Here is a 17,581-nt window from a genome sequence, read left to right as displayed (position 1 = left end):
CACCGGCAGACAGGGAGCCGAACGGGTGGAAATGGCCGCGACGAAGACCGACGACGAGCAGGCGCCGACACAGGACCGGGTTATCGCACGGTTGCTGACCGACGACATCGTCGAATGGCGGATTCCGCCGGGATCGTGGCTGCGCGAGCGTGAGATTGCGGCGCGCTTTGGAGTCAGTCACGCACCCGTTCGCGAAGCCTTTCGGCATCTCGCGAGCATCGGGCTGGTCAAGGTCGTGCCCTGGCGCGGCGCTTATGCGATCGACGTCGACGACCATGGGGCGGATGAGATCTACGAGCTGTGGAAAGCGCTCTTCGGGGTCGTTTGCCGCCTCGCGTGCACGGCGATGAGCGACCGCGACGGGCGCGAGCTGATGCACCGGCTGATCGAATATAAGGATGTGACCGAACGAACCACCAATTCCGCCGAGCATCTCAGGGTCTCGAACCGGATCGGGCGATTCATCGCCAAGCGATCGAATGCGCCGATGGCGCTCGAGTTGCTCGACCGGCTGGCGCTGCTCGCGCGCTGGCAGCACAATGTCTACACCGACGAGTTTGTCGCGACGCACGGCGAGGGCGAGGTCGGCCGCCGGTCGGCGGTGCTCTATGAGCAGCTTTGCCGGCATATCGTCGCGCGCGAACCCGACGACGCCGACCGCGTCGCGCGCGACCTGATTGCCACATCGCAGCAGAATTTCGCCGAGGCGCTGGCGGAATATAAGGCACGGCGGACCAAGGCAAAGCCTGGCCGTCGCCGCGCCCGCGCGTCGTGACGCGGGGTTATGCCGGCCGGCGGAGCCTGCTGAAGGCAGGGCTTGCGGCGCCGATCGCTTTTCAGGCTGCTCCCGCCTTCGCCGCTGGGGGCGATGATGCCATATTCGCGGCCGAACGGCTTTTCGCCGATGTGAAGGCCTACGCCGAAGCGGGCAATAAGCAGTCGGGCGGGGCGGGCGATCGCTGGGCCGCCGACTGGGCTGCGCGGCGGCTTGCTGCGGCGGGCTTTGCGGTCGAGCGCCAGTCGTTCGACGTGCCCTGGTTCGAAGCGGCGACATGCGAATTGGCGCTCGGCGATCGGAAAATCCCCCTGATGGCGCAGCCGCTCGCCGTGCCGACGGGCGTTGGCGGGATCGGGGCGCCGCTGCGGCTTGCGGAGGTCAGCGATCGGCTCGATGGCGCGATCGCGGTGGTGCGGCTGCCGTATCGCCGCTGGTCGAGCCTGCTCGACCGGGCGGTGCGCGATCCGCTGGCCGATGCGCTGGCGCGGGGCGCGGCCGCGGTCATCCTTGTGACCACAGGGCCCACCGGCGAGGCGCTGCTCCTCAATGCGCCGGCCGATGCGCCGCTGTCGGACAATCCGTTGGCGCTGCTGGCGCCGCGCCTTGCGGCGCCCGTCATCGAAGCGGCGCGGCAGGGGCAGCCGGCGATGCTGGTGCTGCGCGGGAAGGGCGGTTCGCGCGTCGCGGAGAATGTCGTGGCGCGGCGCGTGCGCAAGGGGCGCCGCTGGCTCGTGGTCTCGACCCCGCGCTCGGGCTGGACCGATTGCGCGGGCGAACGCGGGCCGGGTTTCGCGATCTGGCTCGCGCTCGCCGAATGGATGCCGCGCGCCTTCCCCGATCATAGCCTGCTCTTCGTCTGCAACAGCGGGCATGAATATGAAAATCTGGGTGCCAGCCATATCGTCGAAAAGGTCGGGCCGCCGCCTGCCGACACCGATCTCTGGCTGCATCTCGGCGCCAATGTCGCGACGCGCGACTATCAGGACATGCCCGGGCGCCTGTTGCCGTTGCCGAGCGCCGATCCCTTCCGCTTCCTGATGACCTCGGCCGCCTTTGTCGATCGCGCCCGGTCGGATTTCAGGGGGTTGCCGGGACTGGAGATGGCTTATCCCTCGACCGAAGGGGTCGCGGGCGAACTCTCCGAAGTGGTCAAGGCCGGCTATCCGCATCATGCCGGAATTTTCGGCGCGCACCGCCATCATCACGCGCCGACCGACAATCTTTCGGTCGTCGCGCCCGCGCCGCTTGCCGCTACGGCGCGAGCGGTTCGCGACTTCCTCACCGCCATCATTCCCGTCCGCCGCTGACCGGCGTCGCCGCGAGGGCGAGTTTCCGGCTTGACTCGCGTCGCCATATGCACAAAATTATCGATAATAATTGCAATAACGACATGGGAGGGATTTATGGGACGCAAGGCGCAGCTTCTTTTCGGCACGGCCGCGCTCTGGGTGGCGGCCGCCGCGCCTGCTTCGGCCCAGGATCGGGCTCCCGAGGCCCTTCCGGCCGATACGGCGGCGGAAGCGGGCGATGACGGCGCGATCGTCGTCACCGCGCGGCGCCGCGAGGAACGCCTTTCCGACGTGCCGACCGCGGCATCGGTGATCGACGCGACGTCGCTCAACGATCGCGGCGGGGCGACCGGAAGCGGCGAGCTCCTCGCCGACCAGCCGAGCGTGCGCTTCAACAATCTCAGCTCGTCGATCACGTCCGAAATTTCGATCCGCGCGTCGTCGACGGCGCGCGCGACCAACGGCGACCCGAGCGTCGGCCTCTATCGGGGCGGCGCCTATATCGCCGGCGGTCCGGTCGGCGGGCGCAACTTCACCCGCCTCGACATGCTCGACATCGGCCGCGTCGAGGTGCTGCGCGGGACGCAGGGCGCGCTATACGGCCGCAACGCGGTCGGCGGCGCGATCAACATCATATCGGCCGAGCCCGAATTCGACCTGTCGGGCTGGGCAAGCGCGCGATACGGGTTCGAGAACAACAGCCTGCAACTGCAGGGTGCGGTGAACGTACCGCTGGGCGACGGGATCGCGGCGCGGATCAGCGGCGACCTGGTCGAACAGGACAAGGGCTTTTTCTACAACCCCGACAATGACGTCTATTTCGACCGGCAGAAGGGGCATGGCCTGCGCGGGCAGATCCGCCTGAAGCGCGGACCGGTCGACGCGGTGATCATGGCCGAGACGCAGCGCCTGACGACGCCGTCTATCCATTATCAGATCTTCATTCCGGCCGGCACGCCGGGCTTTCCGGGCGGCTATATCCAGGACCGTTTCCGCTATCCGTGGAGCACCGCACCGCGGGCCTCGCAGGACGTCGACGGGTTGCAGGCGATCGTGCGCGTCGATCTTGGCGGCGCCGACCTCACCTCGACGACGTCCTTCCGCAAGCGGCACAGCGAATATGATCTCGACAATGATGCGGTCAGTGTTGCCGAGCTGGCGCGTGCGCGCGCCGCGGGCGAAGTCGGGCCGCTGACCCCGCTCGACCCGGGCAGCGCGTCCTATGTGGTGGATACGACCGACAATTTCTCGCAGGACATCCATGTCAGCGGATCGAACGACCGGCTGACTTGGCTGGTGGGCGCGGAAATGCTCCTCCTCGACAGCGATTTTTCGGTGACGACGACGCGCACGCCGACGCTCGCCAACCCGTCGCCGGGCAATATCGCGCCCGCGCGGCTCCATTTCGAAAGCTATGCCGCTTATGGTTCGCTCGGCTTCGACCTGACCGACAGCCTCAATGTCACCGGCGAACTGCGCTATACGCGCGACAGTCGCAGCATCACCGCGCGGCTCTATGATCTCGGGACGGGGCTCCCGACCGGCGGGCCGTCGCGGATCATCGACGATAGCATCACCGCCAACAATCTCTCCTACAACGCGACGCTGTCCTATAAGCTGACCTCCGACATCCTCGCCTATGCCAAGGTCGGGAGCAGCTATCGCGCCGGCGGCTTCAACACGCGCCTGTCCGACCCGCGCGCGCCGAGCCCGGTGCAGGTGTTGTTCGGCAACGAAAACAGCACCAGCTACGAGATTGGCGTAAAGGGCAGCCCGGTGCGGCGCGGCTATTTCGCGGTCGCGGGCTATTATACCGAGCTTCAGGATCTGATCGCGCAGGTCGACGACGGCTGCGCGCTGACCAACCCGACCTGTCCGGTCGCAGCGGTGAGTTATCTCACCAACGCCGGCGATGCGAAGAGCTGGGGCATCGAAGCCGAATACAGCCAGGGCTTCGATCTGGGCGAAGGCAACGGTCGTCTGGCGCTTAGCGGGTCGCGGCAGGGCGGCAAGGTGAAGAGCGGGCGGTACGACGGACTCGACCTTGCGCAGGTGCCCGACTGGCTCGCCGCGGCCAACCTCAACCTCCGTTACCCCGTCGCGAACGATGTTTCGCTGACCGGCAACATCCTCGTCAGCGGCCAATGGGGCGGAAAGCAGGAGCTGACCGCGACCTCGGTCGACCTCGACGACTATGTGCTCGTCAACCTGCGCGTCGGGGTCGAGTTCGGGAAGGTGAGCATCAGCGCCTTCGCGAACAACCTCTTCGACAAGGTCTACTATGTCGCGCAGGCGCCGACGATCAACCGCTACAGCCAGCCGCGAGTAATCGGGGTCGAGGGACGTATCTCCTTCTGATCCGGCGGCCACCGCGCCGGATTCTGCGGCGCCTCCTTTCGAAACGTGTAACGAAGAGGACGGGAGAGACGATATGGTTGAACGCAAGACATGGGCGTGGCTCGCCGCGGGTGCGGCCGTCATCGGCGCGGGCGCCTTTGCGCAGGGCGGTGTGACCGGCGGTGAAAGGGGAGAGGCGCGCCCGATGGTGCAGTTGCCACCGGCAGCGGCCACTGCGGCGAATGGCACAGCGCCTGCTTCGGCAGGAGTTTCGTCTGCCAGCCTTACCACAACCGTCGGCGGTTATACCTACGACTGGACGGCGCTGCAGGCGGCGATCGATGCCGACGCCGAAGTCGCGAACGGCTATTTCATCGTCGGGAACGCCACCGACGCCGACCATCTGTTTGCATATGAGAAGGGCAGCTTCGGAATCGATCGGGTGACGCCGCTCGCTTCGGCCACCAAATGGTTTGCAGGAACGCTCGCCATGCGGATGGCGCAGGCGGGGATTGTCACGCTGGACGACCCGATGCGGCCGCCGCTCGCCTTCTGGACGACGACCGGGACCAAGAAGGACGTCAAGCTGAAGCATGCGCTGTCGATGACGTCGGGGTTCAACGGCAGCCCGCTGGTCGGAGGGTGCCAGCTGACACCGGCGCTGATCCTGTACAATTGCGCGAAGAATATTCACGACCTGCGATACGACATCCTGCGTCCCGGCAACGCGCCGGGCGCGCAATATAGCTATGGTCCGCACGGGATGCAGATCGCCGCCGCCTATCTCGAGGCGAAGGATGTAAGCATCCAGCCCGGAACAACGCCGGCGCGTCAGCGCACCTTCCACGAACTTTTCGCCCAGCATGTCACGACGCCGCTCGGGATGACGAGCACGACATGGTATGATCCGGCGGGCAGCGCGCCGACGAACCCGTGGGTGGCGGGGGGCGCCTATTCGACCCCGCGCGACTATGCCAAGCTGCTGCGCGCGCTCCTCGGCGGCGCCTTCGTGACCGATATGACCGTCTTTACCCAGCCGCGCACGACGGGCCTGCCGCGCGTCTTCGTGCCCTCGGGGGCCTCGAACTGGGAATATGCTCTGGGCTCCTTCGTCGAATGCGACACGCCATCGGCCTGCGCGACATCGACGATCAATTCGGCGCCGGGCGCTTATGGATGGACGGGCTGGATCGATCGCGGAACCGGCTATTACGGCCTGATCGCGACCGAGATTTCGAGCGGCGGAGATCGTAAGGGCACCGAACTGGAACAAGAGATGCAGGGCCTGATCGAAGCGGCTATCGCGAGCCGCGTGCCTGCGCCTTAAAATCTTGTTCGCAGCGCTTTTGGTTCGAGTGTCTGCTTCTCCAGATTTCGAACCAAAAGTTGCCTGACCGTAATCGGCCAACTCAAGTCATCTACTGAGATCAGGCGCGATCGAACATCTCGCGTCTCGCGGCCTGACGTGCGTGGCTCTGTCCATTGACATCGGTTTCAAGCCAATTCGCTGGGCACCGGCATGTTCGACCGAAGGCGGCGACGTTTGGACATGATCCAGGCCCCCGAAAGCACCAATGGCACGATCACACCGAGCGCCGCTGATTTCAATCGTTCAACGTCGCCCAGTTGAAGGAGCGGGTCGAGAAGATGGTCGAGCAACCCGATGATATAATAGGAGACGGCAAAAACACTGAGCCCTTCGACGAGCGACTGGAGGCGAAGTTGGACCATCGCGCGCCGGTTCATGCTCGCCAGCGACGCTTGGCTTTGCTTGTTCAAGGCGACCGTTTGCTCAAGCGAGAGAAGGCTGGCCGTTCGATTAATTCTCTCGCTGAGGCGATCGAGCCGGCTCTGCGAGATTTCGCAGGTCCGCATGGCCGGGAGAAGGCGCCGCTCTATGAAGTCGGACCAAGTCGAGTATCCAGGTAGACGAGCTTCGCGAAGGGCCGAAAGCCTGTCGCGCGTCAGGAGATGGTAACTGCTTGTCGCGCCGAGACGGAAACGCGCGCGCCCCGCGCGGCATTCGACCTCGGCCGACAGATCGAGCAACTCGTGCAAGATTTCGGCTCGATTGCCCGACGGTGCGTTCATCCGCTCGGTAATCTTGGCGTGGCGAGCCTCTGCGGCGGTGATCCAGGGCATCAAATCTCGAGCGACGGGAAAGCCCAAGAGCGCCAACTTTCGATAATTGCCGATTTCAAGGAGCGTTTGCACCAACCGCGACGCCTCGTCATTCTGAAGCCCAAGATCCTCGACAAGGATTTTTCCGGCTTCCGTGCCCTTTATGGTGAAGTCGCTCCAAATCCGAGCAACGCCGCCGAAGGCCAGGCTGCTCACGATACGGGTCGGATCGAAGCACGCCTCTGCCTCCCAGTCGAAATCGGTCCGTGACCCGATCAGAATCTCGACCGATCGGAAAATCTCTCCGGGCATTCCGCGAAGCCAGGAAGAGTCGCCGGGCGGTGCACGGCCGGAAGCTTCTGTCGTTACAAATGTGATCGTCGAAAATTCGGTATGCGCTTCCCACACGCAATGCATGTCGTCCTCGTCGACGGTGAAGCGGCTGGCGCCCTGTGCGGCGCGCCCCTGCGATACGCGGTGCAGCCAGTCGCCCAGCCGGGCAATATCTTCGTCGCCATGCAGGATCAGCCACTGGCGCACACGCGCCGGAATCTTCGGTACCTGCAGGGTTCGCGTATGCATGATCTCGCTCAGCGAGACCCGCAGTCCGTGATCGCCGGGGCCGCGGTCGCTGGCGTTATCTTGACCATACATGACTGGGTGACACCCGGTTACTCAGCTGTCTTCGTCCTCGCGGCAACGCCGGTGCCCGAAGAAAATATAGACGAGCTTCGTGTCAGCAACGAAGCGCGAGTTCTGAATTTGGTGCGGCGGGATCGTCACGATGTCGCCCGCGCGCAGGCGTTCCGTTTTGCCGCCGCTCTTCGTTTCGATTTCGCCCTCGAGAATGATTGAGATCTCGCGCAAAGGGTGCTGCGAGTTGCCGGTTTCTGGCATCTTCTGGCCGGCGGCAAAGCGGCCGGTGCCGATTTCGATCACGTTGGCAGCGGGATCGACGAAGCGCCAAATCCCGAAAAGTGGATCGGACACATCGTCCGTCCACGTCAGTGCAGTCTTCTCCATGCCGGCCTCTACTGGTTGACCGGGTTGCGGAAAATCGACGGCGTGCCGACGTAAAGTAGCTTCACATCGACCTTCGTCTCGTTCCACGCGCTGTGCGGTGCCTGGGAGCGGAAATGCATGCTGTCGCCCGCGCGCAGAACTGTGCGCAACTCGCCGACCTGCGACATCAATTCGCCGTCGATTACGTATAGAAAATCCTCGCCGTCGCGCTGATCGATGGGAAAGCGATGGCCGGGCGGAATGATCATCAGGATCGCATCCATTTTCTGGTCTGGCAGCATCGAGCTGAGCTGGTGATACACGACTGGTGAGTCGAGTTCGATCAGTTCGGGACTGCTCGCGCGGCTGACGATATTCTCGTCCTTCGGCATCTCCATGAAATAGCCGATATCGACGCCCAAGGCCCTCGCCAGCGAGGCCAGCGACACCAATGACGGCACCGTCTGATTGCGCTCCGCCTGCGACAGGAAAGGAGCCGACAGGCCGCTCGCTTCCGCGACCGCCTGGAGGGTCATGCCGAGTTCCTGGCGACGGCTTTTTATCCGTCCGCCAATGGCCGGCTTCGGAGCCTTTTGATCCTGCTTCAAAAATGACATTTCTAAACTTTCCCGGTTTTTCGGTGTTTGGTGCAGGCTGGCGGTGTGCCGATCTTCGATCAACCCACCGCCGGCCCCGCGCATATTCAGAACTTGGCTGAGAACTCGACACCGTAGGTTCGCGGCCGGCCCTGGTAATTATAGTCAGGCGCCACGACCTCCTCATAATAACGCTCGTTCAGGAGGTTCTTAGCCCAAACCCCGAGCGACCAGCCCTTTTCATGCTCGATCGCGATGCGCCCGTTCACGAAATTGATCGCATCGCGTACTGGTACTCCGACGAAGGTGCCACCTTCGTGGAAGTAGGTTTTGCCGCGGCGCTGCCAATCCGCGCGGAACACGGCGCTGAGGCTCGCAGTCAGCGGCGCGACATATTCGGTGCCGGCGCTGATGGTCAGCTTGGTCGTATAAGGGACCTGGTTCCCGACCGCGGCTGGGTTCGCCGCATAGGCCTTGATCTCCGCATCGGTGTAGCCGAGGCTTCCGAACAGCTTGAACCCCGTTGCCGGGCGCAGAGTCCATTCGATTTCGAGGCCCTTCACATCGACGCGATCGATATTGGTGACGATCTGCGCGTTCACCGAGCCGTTGAAGTTGAATGCCTGCAGATTCTTCGCTCTCGTGAAGAAAACCGCGCCGTTGAGCGTCAGGAGATTATCGAACAGCTCGGATTTCGCGCCGATCTCATAGCTTGTGGCGACTTCCTTCTTGTAGATCGGCGAGGAGATCGGAACGCCGGTGAAGGGGTCGGACTCGGTCCCAGGTGCATTGAATCCGCCGGAACGGAAGCCCTGAGCGACCGTCGCATAGACCTGCATGTCGCCCGAGGGTTTCCAGCGTAGCGTGCCCTTGGGCTGGAACTGGGTGAAGGTTGCATGGCGCGTTGCCGGGCCGGTGATCGGAAGTCCGAAGCCATCAACACGATAGGGGGCGACACGCGGGTCGGTCTGCCGGCGGCGGTCGCTGTCGAAGCGCCCCGAGAGCGTCAGCTCGAACTGGTCCGTAAGGTCATAGTTGAACTGCGCGAACAGGGCGTAGGCAAAGTCCTTGTTGTCCTCGGCGAAATAGCGCCGCGTCTGGTTCGGCGTCGCGGGATTGAAGTCGAGTTCGGGGATCACGCCGAAGCCCAAATCCTCGTTGGTGCCGGTCAGGAGCGAGCGATCGCGCCAAAGGAAATAGGCACCGAAGATATAGCGGAAGCGCTGCGCCGAGGGCGACGTGATCCGAATTTCCTGGCTCCAGTTCTTGATGTCGTTGTCCTGGAACGTCGTGTTGTAGGGGGCCGGGAATTGCGCGTCGGCGCCGTCGGGATCGCCGCTCGGACCGAGCGCAAGGGTGCGCGGATTGTTGCAATTGACGAGGCCGTCGGAGACCGCGCCGAAACCGAAGAGATAGCATTGATTGTCGTTCGAATAGTCATAGCCGTCGAAGGCGACGACGTGCTGGACATTGCTGTATGCGGTCGTCGAAGTGAGAACCCCGATTGGCGTGTCGATGTCGATCTTCAACGAGAAATCGAGAAGGTCGCGGTCGTCGAAGCCGAGGTTGTTGGACTCGGGCGCGACGACGTCGTTGGCGACATCTACGTTCGGCACGGGATCGATGAACGGCCGGTCCGATGCCTGGAGCAGCGGGCGCGCGAAATAGGCGGCACCGCCCTGGCGCGTCGAATAAAAGCCTCGCAGGTCGACCGAGACCGCGTCCGACGGCGTGAAGTCGATACGGAGGCGGGCGGTGGTGTCCTCGAAATAGTCGACCTTCTTGTTCAAGAAGCTGTTGGTGATGTAGCCGTCGCTTTGCGTGCGCGAGACGCCTGCGCGGATGAGCAGAATATCATCGATCAAAGCGCCGCTGATCGCAGCGCTCGCATTGAAGGCGTCGCCGTTGCCATAGCCGACGCGGAAATTGCCGGAGAATTCGTTCGACGGTTTCTTGGTCGTGATGTTGATCGCGCCGGCGATGGCGTTGCGACCGTATAGCGCGCCCTGCGGCCCACGCAGCACCTCGATCTGCTGTATATCGAAGAATTCCTGCTTGAACTGGAGCGGGCTCGACAACAGCACGCCGTCGATCGAGATCGCAACGGGGGTCTCGCCGTTGCGGATTTGCCCCACGCCGCGAATGTTGATCGCGACATTGCCCGAATCCTGCGCGTCGGCGACGGTGACGTTCGGAACGAGCTGCATGAAGTCGGTGGCGCGGGTGAGGTTCGCACGCTCGATTGATGTCTCCCCGATCGCTGTCACAGCGACGGGCGAATCCTGCAGCCGTTCTTCGCGCGAACGGGCGGTGACGACGATATCTTCGGAATCGTCCGATGCGTTCGATTGCGGGTAGGTATCTTGTGCGAATGCCGTTGCCGGAATTGCTGCGATGCTGCCGAGCAGCGCCAAAATTGAAGCGCTCGTCCGAAGCTGCTTCTGCATGTGCGGTCCTCCCTTTTTGATCATTCCCTTACCGCGAGGCGACTCCGCAGCATCGCATCGTGACATCAAAATATAATCAAAAAATTTGATGTCAATTAATATTTGACATATCAAATAATGTGACGCAGACAAATGGAAGAGGTCGGATGCCACACGGTGGCTCAATCGATCCGACATCATTACAGTTCATGGGAGGAAGGCCGCGGCATGCGAGTAGCGACGGACGTTGGAGGGACTTTTACCGACCTGGTCGGGATCGGGCCGAACGGTATCGTGACGGCAAAGGCCGACACGACGCCGCCCGATTTCGATCGCGGCGTCCTCGCGGCGATCACGAAGGCAGGGGTTTCTCCCGCCAACTTCGATTTCTTCGCCCATGGTACGACGGTCGTGATCAACGCGCTCTTGTCACGCACCGGCGGCCGCACGGCGCTGATCACCACGGAGGGCTTTCGCGACGTGCTCGAGATCGCGCGTGGCAACCGTCCCGACCTCTTCAACTTCGCCTTCGAAAAGCCGTCGCCCTTCGTCCCTCGATATCTGCGCTTCGAGATGCGCGAACGCGTCGGACCCGACGGCGATATACTTCTTCCCATCGATATGTCGTCGCTCGATGCGATCGGGGACGAGCTCGAAGCGCAGCGCGTCGACGCGGTCGCGGTCTGCTTCCTGCACGCCTATGCCAATCCCGAGCATGAAGCGGCGGTTTGCGCGAGCCTTCGCGCGAAATGGCCGAGCCTTTCGGTGGTCGGATCGAACGAGGTTTGCCGCGAATGGCGCGAATATGAGCGGACGAGCACGACCGTTCTCTCGGCCTATGTCCATCCGATCGCAAAGCGCTACCTCGGGTCGCTCGAAAAGGGGCTTCGTGAACGCGGCCTCGCTTCAGTCCCCTACATCATGCAGTCGAACGGCGGCGTCACTACGGTCGAAGGGGCGCGGAACAACCCGATCGCGCTCGTCGAATCGGGGCCTGCCAGCGGCGTGCTTGGCGCGGCGGCGCTCGGCCGGCGTATCGGTGAGCCGAATCTCATCGCGCTCGATATCGGCGGCACCACGGCGAAGACCGCGCTCATCCGAGACGGACAGGCGCGGATCACCACCGATTACAAGATCGAGTGGGACCGGACGAGCCCCGGCTATCCGATCCGGACCCCGGTGGTCGATCTTGTCGAGATCGGTAACGGCGGCGGCTCGATCGCCTGGACCGACGAGGGCGGCCGCCTTCATGTCGGCCCGAAGAGCGCCGGTTCGACGCCCGGGCCCGCGGCTTATGGTCGGGGCGGCACCGAGCCGACCACCACCGATGCGAATTTGGTTCTCGGCCGGATCAATCCCGATCTTTTTCTTGGCGGCGAGCACAAGCCGGACTTCGACAATGTGACCAAGGCGTTCGGGAAGTTCACGCGGCAGCTCGGCGGTAGTGTCGAGGATGTCGCCCGCGGCGTGATCCGGATCGCCAACGCCAATATGGTCAACGCGCTCAAGCTTGTGTCGCTCAACCGCGGCTTCGACCCGCGCGAGTTCGCGCTGATCGCTTTCGGCGGGGGCGGCGCGATGCACGCGGTGTCGCTCGCCAAGGACCTCCAGGCCCGCAAGGTGATCATCCCGGTGAACTCGTCGGTCTTCTCGGCCTGGGGCATGCTGATGTCGGACATCCGGCGCGACTTCCTGATGACCCGGGTCGAGGACATTTCGGCTTTTCCGTTGGACCGGCTGAACACCGTCTATGGCGAAATGGAAGCTGATGCCGGCGCGGTCTGCGTTCGCGAGGGCATGGACGCCGCGAAGCTTCGCTTCGAGCGTTACGCCGACATGCGTTATTGCGGCCAGGAGCATACGGTGAAGGTGCCCGTCGCGGGCGGTGCGATCGACCGGGACGCGGTCGAAGCGGCGATTGAGGCGTTCCACGCCGAGCATCACCGCGAGTATACCTTCAGGCTCGATAGCGACGTCGAGCTCGTCAACTATCACGTCGTCGCGCTCAACGAGACCGACAAGATCGACCTGCCCGAACGGCCCAAGACAGGCGCGACGGCCGATTCGGTGATTACCGGCCGGCGGACCGTCGATTTCGACACCGACGGGGTACATGAAAGCGCCGCCTACGACCTTGCCCACTTCGAACCCGACATGGAAATACGCGGGCCGGCGATCCTCGAGGACAGCACGACGACGATCGTCGTCAACCCCGGCTGCACCGCGCGCATGGACGTGGTCGGCAACATCCACATTGAACTGGGGAACTGAAGATGACCCGCCACGATCCCTTCACGCAGGAAATCATCAAGAACGCGCTCGTCGCGGTCGGCGACGAGATGTTCCTCGCCATGGCGAAGACGAGCATGAGCCCGATCATCTACGAGGCGCTCGACTATTCGGTGGGCATCACCAACGCGCGCGGCGACCTGATTGCGCAGGGCAATGGCACCACGGTGTTCCTCGGCATGATCGACTCGCTTGTTCGCGATATCCTGGAAAAGTTCGCGGGCGACATTCACCAGGACGACGTCTTCATCTCGAACGATCCGTATAAGGGCGGCGGAACCCATCTTTGCGACGTCGCGATCGTCAAGCCGATCTTCGTTGCGGGCGAACTCGTAGCCTTCGCGATGAATAAGGCGCATTGGGTCGACGTCGGCGGCATGGCAGCAGGCAGCTTCACGACCGACGCGACCGAAATCTTCCAGGAGGGTCTCCAGATCCCGACTGTGAAGATCATGGAGCGCGGCAAGCCGGTCGGCGGCATCCTCGAAATCCTCCAGAGCAATATCCGGCTTCCCAAGGATTCGATGGGCGATTTCTGGGCGGGCATGGCGGCGAACAAGGTTGCCGAAGTCCGGATCGTCGAGCTGTTCGATCGCTATGGCGCGGCGTCGATGCACCAGGCGATGGACGATCTCCTCGATTACGGCGAGGCGATGATCGCCGCCGAGTTGAAGCGACTGCCGCAAGGAACCTTCTATGCCGAGGACTGGATCGACGATGACGGGATCACCGACCAGCCGCTGAAGGTTTGCGTGAGGATCGATATCACTGAAGACAAGTTCAAGGTCGATTTCACCGGTAGCGCGCCGCAGACAGCGGGGCCGATCAACAATTCGCGTACCGGCCTCGTCTCGGCGGTCCGCACGATCTTCAAGGCGCTCACCAATCCCGGCATCGCTGCGAACGGCGGCTGTTTCCGCGCGATCGAGGTGGTCTGCCCCGACCGCACCTTGTTCACCGCCGAGCGGCCGGCTCCCGTATCGACCTATTGGGAAACGATGCTCTATGCGCAGGATCTGATCTGGAAGGCGCTCGCCGAACATCTGCCTGACCGCCTGACCGCGGGCCATGTCCTGTCCGTTTGCGCGATCGTCTTTTCGGGACCGCACCCGAAGACCAAGGCACCGACGATCCTCGTCGGGCCGCTCGTCGGCGGCTGGGGCGCGATGCAGGATCGCGACGGCCTCAACGGCCAATTTTCGGTCGCCGACGGCGAAACTTATAACTTTCCGGTCGAAGTCACCGAAGCCAAATATGGCGTTCACGTTAGGAGCTATGCATTCCACGACGACGACGGCGGCGCGGGCCGGTTCCGCGGCGGCAAGGGCGTCGCACTCGAATATGAGATTCCGAATGACGGTTGGGTTTTCACCGGCAGCTTCGGCCGCTTCAAATTCCCGCCTTGGGGCGCGGCCGGCGGACAGCAGGGCTCATCCAACTATGCCGAGATTTTGCGCCAGGGGCAGCGGTCGGACCCGCCCGAGCGGCTCGGCAAGCCGGCGCGCGTTCCCTTGGCGAAGGGCGACGTAGTGCGCATGGTGACCGCGACCGGCGGCGGCTGGGGCGACCCGAAGCTGCGCGCGCGCGAAGCGATCGAAGCCGACCTGCGCGACGGCTTCGTAACGCCCGACCAGGCGGCGCGCGACTATGGCCACAGCACGTAACGCGAAGCCGAAGTCATCGTCATGCCTATCGATGCAGGGCCCATCCTGTTTTCCAATGCCCGGATTTTCGACGGACATTCGCCCTTTCTTTCCGAACCCTCATTTGTGGTGGTTCGGGGGGACAGGATCGAGAGCGTCTCGGCCCGCAGGCCGGACGCTCTCGATTTCCGCGAGGTCGATCTTGGGGGCATGTCGCTGCTACCGGGGCTAATCGACGCGCATTTCCATGCCTTCGCGACCGAGACCGACACCGCGAAATGCGAGACCTACCCGAAGACCTACGAAGCGCAGCGGGCGCGGCTCATCCTCGAAGCTGCCTTGCGGCGAGGCTTTACTTCGGTCCGTGACGTCGGGGGAGGCGATCATGGGACCTGGCTCGCCGCCGAGCAGGGGCTGTTCGCGTCACCGCGCCTCTTCTTTTGTGGTCGTGCGTTTAGCCAGACCGGCGGGCATGGCGACGCGCGAGTGCCTCATGAACAAGCCGAACTTTGCGGCTGCACCCCGCGCGGGGCGCTTGCAGATCTCGTCGATGGCGCCGATGCGCTGCGCAAGGCGGCGCGCGAGGCCTTGCGCCAAGGTGCACATCATCTGAAACTGTTCCTGTCGGGCGGGATTTCGACGCCGAGCGATCCGATCGACTATCAGCAATTCTCCGACGACGAGATCGCGGCGGTCGTCGACGAAGCGTCGCGCCGCGGGCGCTACGTCGCTGCCCATGCTTACACTGCCGACAGTATCACCCGAGCAATCCGGCTCGGCGTCCGGTCGATCGAGCATGGCAATTTGATCGACGTGGCGGCGGCTGGGTTAGTGGCCGCGGCCGGAGCTTTCGTCGTTCCGACGCTGGCCACCTACGATGCGCTTCATCGCTTTGGCCGGGAAACCGGCGCTCCGACGCATACGCTGGAGAAGCTTGCGGAAGTCCGCGAACAGGGACTTGAGGCTATTCGCATCTGCCGGGCGGAAGGCGTAGCGCTCGGTTTTGGCACCGATCTTCTTGGGCCGCATCATCGCCTCCAGCGCGAAGAGTTTCGTCTCCGTAGCGCGGTTGAGACGCCTTTCGAAACATTGCAATCGGCAACATCAGTCAACGCCGCACTGCTGAACATGGCCGGCAGTCTGGGCGAGATTGCGCCGGGAGCCTTCGCTGACTTTCTGGTCATCGATGGAAATCCCCTCGAGGACATCGCGTTACTTGAGACTGACAGCAAGGCCGTCGCGCAAATATGGTCGCGAGGCAGGCGGATAGAGCCTTTGGCGCACATAGCGTTGCCCTGCCAGCACGAGAAGGAGGTAGCATGACAGATAAAGAGCGCCCTCGCCAAGACGGTCTCATGCTCATAGCGGAACCGGCGCATTCATCTCCAGGGAAGGCGCATAAGGACTCTTTTCCGGGCTCCGCATGTTCGAAGAAGCCCGGTGTCGGCTCGGCGGCAATCGCCGCGGCTCTGTTGTTCAGCAGATCACGTGACTTATATGGCCGCCCCTAACGCCTGCGGCTGAAGCGCTCGAGCGGTACATCCGTCATCCGATATGTGTGGGAGCTCGGAGTGCTCAATACGTTGCACGATCCGTTGCCGATTGCCAAGACGTTGGCGGATTTGCTTGTACGGCGATAAAGCAAAAGGAACGTCCGCTTTTCTGCCTATTGTCCCGAAGAGCGGACGGTCTGAAATCGGCCACAACACGAACTTTGCCGGCCTGATAGCAAGACTGTCTTCCCTCCGACGGCTCGCGTGATAAAGCGGCCATGCGGGCCAACGCGGACGCCCGGTCAGGCGGCAAACGTCGCCCAAGTTCCGCTCCATTTAGCCGCAATTTGCGGCGGGAGCGCGCTTGGCATGACGAATCTCGAACCTTCTCCTCCTTCCCTCAGCCTGACCCGGCTGTTCCTCAAATTCCTGCGCTTCGGTTGCCTCGCCTTTGGCGGACCGGTCGCGCAAATCGCGATGGTGCGCCAGGCGCTGGTCGACGAGGAGCGCTGGATTTCCTCCGAGCGTTTCAACCGGCTGCTGGCGGTCATGCAGATATTGCCAGGGCCGGAAGCGCATGAGCTTTGCGTCCATCTCGGGATGGTGGCGCGCGGACGCATTGGCGGACTACTTGCCGGACTTGGCTTCATGTTGCCGGGCTTCTTCCTGATGCTGCTCGCCGCCTGGGCCTATGACAGCTGGATCGTCGGCCAGCCCGGAACCGCGAGCATCTTCTTCGGCATCCAGATCGTCGTCCTCGCGATCATCCTGCGCGCAGTGCACCGGATCGGCAGCCATATTCTCGAAGACTGGCTGCTATGGCTGCTGGCGGGCGCAAGCTTTGCCGCGACGATGATCGGGGTGCCTTTCTGGATTCCCCTTCTCGCCGGTGGGCTGATCTATTCGCTAGCTGCGCGCAAGGCGCTAGCCGTCGCCGTCTTGGCAGGAGCGTTCGTACTGGCGTTCGTCCTTCCGTCGACCAACGCGATTCATCCGGGCGTCGTCGGCGCCGCGGTTGTGCCCGCGACGACGCTCGCGCTCTTCATCGCCGGGCTCAAGGGCGGACTCCTGACCTTTGGCGGTGCATATACCGCGATCCCCTATGTCCGCGCTGATACCGTCGGGCGCGGCTGGCTTTCCGATGGTTCGTTTCTCGATGGCGTCGCGCTTGCCGGCGTCCTCCCGGCGCCGCTCGTCATCTTCGCAACCTTCGCAGGCTATGTCGTCGGCGGCTGGGAGGGGGCAATCGCGATTACGGTGGGCATGTTCCTTCCCGCTTTCGCCTTTTCGATGATCTTCTTCGAACGGCTCGAAGCCGTTGTAGAGAATCCGGCGCTGCACCGGCTGCTCGCCGGCGTCGCGGCCGCGGTCGTCGGTGTCATTGCCGCGACCCTCGTCCAGCTCGGCTGGTCGACCGCCGAGCGCGCGTCGAGCCTCGGGCTGTCGCTGGCCCTGTTCGCCGTCGCGCTTGCACTGGTGTGGAGGCTCAAGGGCAAGCTCGTGATGCCGGCGCTCGTTATCGGCGGTGGTCTTGGGGGTTGGCTGCTCGCTCTTTGAGGATGTGCCCGCCCGTTCGTTGAACGCGATGGCCGCCGGCCAACCAGCGG

General features: G+C 63.4%; 12 protein-coding genes. 8 read left to right on the top strand and 4 right to left on the bottom strand.

The window, feature by feature from the left end; translation table 11 throughout:
- The first annotated feature begins 31 nt into the window (after positions 1–31).
- From A3E77_RS14245 to A3E77_RS14230, 4 genes are all read left to right on the top strand, one after another.
- On the top strand, positions 32–775 hold the full coding sequence (locus tag A3E77_RS14245; RefSeq protein ID WP_088474317.1) for a GntR family transcriptional regulator: 744 nt from the start codon (positions 32–34) through the stop codon (positions 773–775).
- The gene (locus tag A3E77_RS14240) at positions 772–2,085 is read left to right on the top strand and encodes a zinc-binding metallopeptidase family protein (protein ID WP_088474318.1); all 1,314 of its coding nucleotides are present in this window, start codon (positions 772–774) and stop codon (positions 2,083–2,085) included. The genes A3E77_RS14245 and A3E77_RS14240 overlap by 4 nt, the downstream gene beginning before the upstream one ends.
- Before the next feature lie 96 nt (positions 2,086–2,181).
- On the top strand, positions 2,182–4,425 hold the full coding sequence (locus A3E77_RS14235; RefSeq protein ID WP_088474319.1) for a TonB-dependent receptor: 2,244 nt from the start codon (positions 2,182–2,184) through the stop codon (positions 4,423–4,425).
- A 73-nt stretch (positions 4,426–4,498) separates the two neighbouring features.
- Positions 4,499–5,731, top strand: a complete 1,233-nt coding sequence (locus A3E77_RS14230; RefSeq protein ID WP_088474320.1) for a serine hydrolase domain-containing protein — start codon at positions 4,499–4,501, stop codon at positions 5,729–5,731.
- 167 nt (positions 5,732–5,898) lie between these two features.
- Here the strand turns inward: A3E77_RS14230 and A3E77_RS14225 are convergent, their stop codons facing one another.
- From A3E77_RS14225 to A3E77_RS14210, 4 genes are read right to left on the bottom strand one after another with little or no spacing between them, the layout of a single operon-like run.
- On the bottom strand, positions 5,899–7,179 hold the full coding sequence (locus A3E77_RS14225; protein WP_293647071.1) for a DUF3422 domain-containing protein: 1,281 nt from the start codon (positions 7,177–7,179) through the stop codon (positions 5,899–5,901).
- Between the two features lie 21 nt (positions 7,180–7,200).
- Entirely contained in the window at positions 7,201–7,548 is a 348-nt protein-coding gene (locus A3E77_RS14220; RefSeq protein ID WP_293647069.1) for a cupin domain-containing protein, read from the bottom strand.
- Positions 7,549–7,556: 8 nt separating this feature from the next.
- A complete protein-coding gene (locus A3E77_RS14215) occupies positions 7,557–8,228 on the bottom strand; it encodes a helix-turn-helix domain-containing protein (RefSeq protein ID WP_293647067.1) in 672 nt (223 codons plus the stop codon).
- A gap of 2 nt (positions 8,229–8,230) precedes the next feature.
- The gene (locus A3E77_RS14210) at positions 8,231–10,570 is read right to left on the bottom strand and encodes a TonB-dependent receptor (protein WP_293647065.1); all 2,340 of its coding nucleotides are present in this window, start codon (positions 10,568–10,570) and stop codon (positions 8,231–8,233) included.
- A 207-nt stretch (positions 10,571–10,777) separates the two neighbouring features.
- On the opposite strand from A3E77_RS14210, the gene A3E77_RS14205 reads away from it, so the two are divergent.
- The 4 genes from A3E77_RS14205 (at position 10,778) to chrA (ending at position 17,531) form a co-directional block, all read left to right on the top strand.
- Entirely contained in the window at positions 10,778–12,820 is a 2,043-nt protein-coding gene (locus tag A3E77_RS14205; protein ID WP_293647063.1) for a hydantoinase/oxoprolinase family protein, read from the top strand.
- 2 nt (positions 12,821–12,822) lie between these two features.
- A complete protein-coding gene (locus A3E77_RS14200; protein ID WP_293647061.1) occupies positions 12,823–14,502 on the top strand; it encodes a hydantoinase B/oxoprolinase family protein in 1,680 nt (559 codons plus the stop codon).
- Between the two features lie 21 nt (positions 14,503–14,523).
- The gene (locus tag A3E77_RS14195; protein ID WP_293647059.1) at positions 14,524–15,804 is read left to right on the top strand and encodes a metal-dependent hydrolase family protein; all 1,281 of its coding nucleotides are present in this window, start codon (positions 14,524–14,526) and stop codon (positions 15,802–15,804) included.
- A 539-nt stretch (positions 15,805–16,343) separates the two neighbouring features.
- Positions 16,344–17,531 carry a chromate efflux transporter gene (chrA, locus tag A3E77_RS14190; RefSeq protein ID WP_293647057.1) on the top strand — a complete coding sequence of 396 codons (1,188 nt, stop codon included), beginning with the start codon at positions 16,344–16,346 and terminating at the stop codon, positions 17,529–17,531.
- Positions 17,532–17,581: the final 50 nt, after the last annotated feature.

Origin of the sequence: Sphingopyxis sp. RIFCSPHIGHO2_12_FULL_65_19, assembly GCF_001830555.1 — a bacterium.
GTDB lineage: Bacteria > Pseudomonadota > Alphaproteobacteria > Sphingomonadales > Sphingomonadaceae > Sphingopyxis.
This window is presented reverse-complemented; position numbering and strand designations above follow the sequence as displayed.

Excerpts from the sequence above, each read along its gene's own strand:
- A3E77_RS14245 (WP_088474317.1), top strand. The coding sequence starts at position 32 with ATGGCCGCGACGAAGACCGACGACGAGCAGGCGCCGACACAGGACCGG.
- A3E77_RS14235 (WP_088474319.1), top strand. The coding sequence starts at position 2,182 with ATGGGACGCAAGGCGCAGCTTCTTTTCGGCACGGCCGCGCTCTGGGTG.
- A3E77_RS14230 (WP_088474320.1), top strand. The coding sequence starts at position 4,499 with ATGGTTGAACGCAAGACATGGGCGTGGCTCGCCGCGGGTGCGGCCGTC.
- A3E77_RS14225 (WP_293647071.1), bottom strand. The coding sequence starts at position 7,179 with ATGTATGGTCAAGATAACGCCAGCGACCGCGGCCCCGGCGATCACGGA.
- A3E77_RS14220 (WP_293647069.1), bottom strand. The coding sequence starts at position 7,548 with ATGGAGAAGACTGCACTGACGTGGACGGACGATGTGTCCGATCCACTT.
- A3E77_RS14215 (WP_293647067.1), bottom strand. The coding sequence starts at position 8,228 with ATGCGCGGGGCCGGCGGTGGGTTGATCGAAGATCGGCACACCGCCAGC.
- A3E77_RS14210 (WP_293647065.1), bottom strand. The coding sequence starts at position 10,570 with ATGCAGAAGCAGCTTCGGACGAGCGCTTCAATTTTGGCGCTGCTCGGC.
- A3E77_RS14205 (WP_293647063.1), top strand. The coding sequence starts at position 10,778 with ATGCGAGTAGCGACGGACGTTGGAGGGACTTTTACCGACCTGGTCGGG.
- A3E77_RS14200 (WP_293647061.1), top strand. The coding sequence starts at position 12,823 with ATGACCCGCCACGATCCCTTCACGCAGGAAATCATCAAGAACGCGCTC.
- A3E77_RS14195 (WP_293647059.1), top strand. The coding sequence starts at position 14,524 with ATGCCTATCGATGCAGGGCCCATCCTGTTTTCCAATGCCCGGATTTTC.
- chrA (WP_293647057.1), top strand. The coding sequence starts at position 16,344 with ATGACGAATCTCGAACCTTCTCCTCCTTCCCTCAGCCTGACCCGGCTG.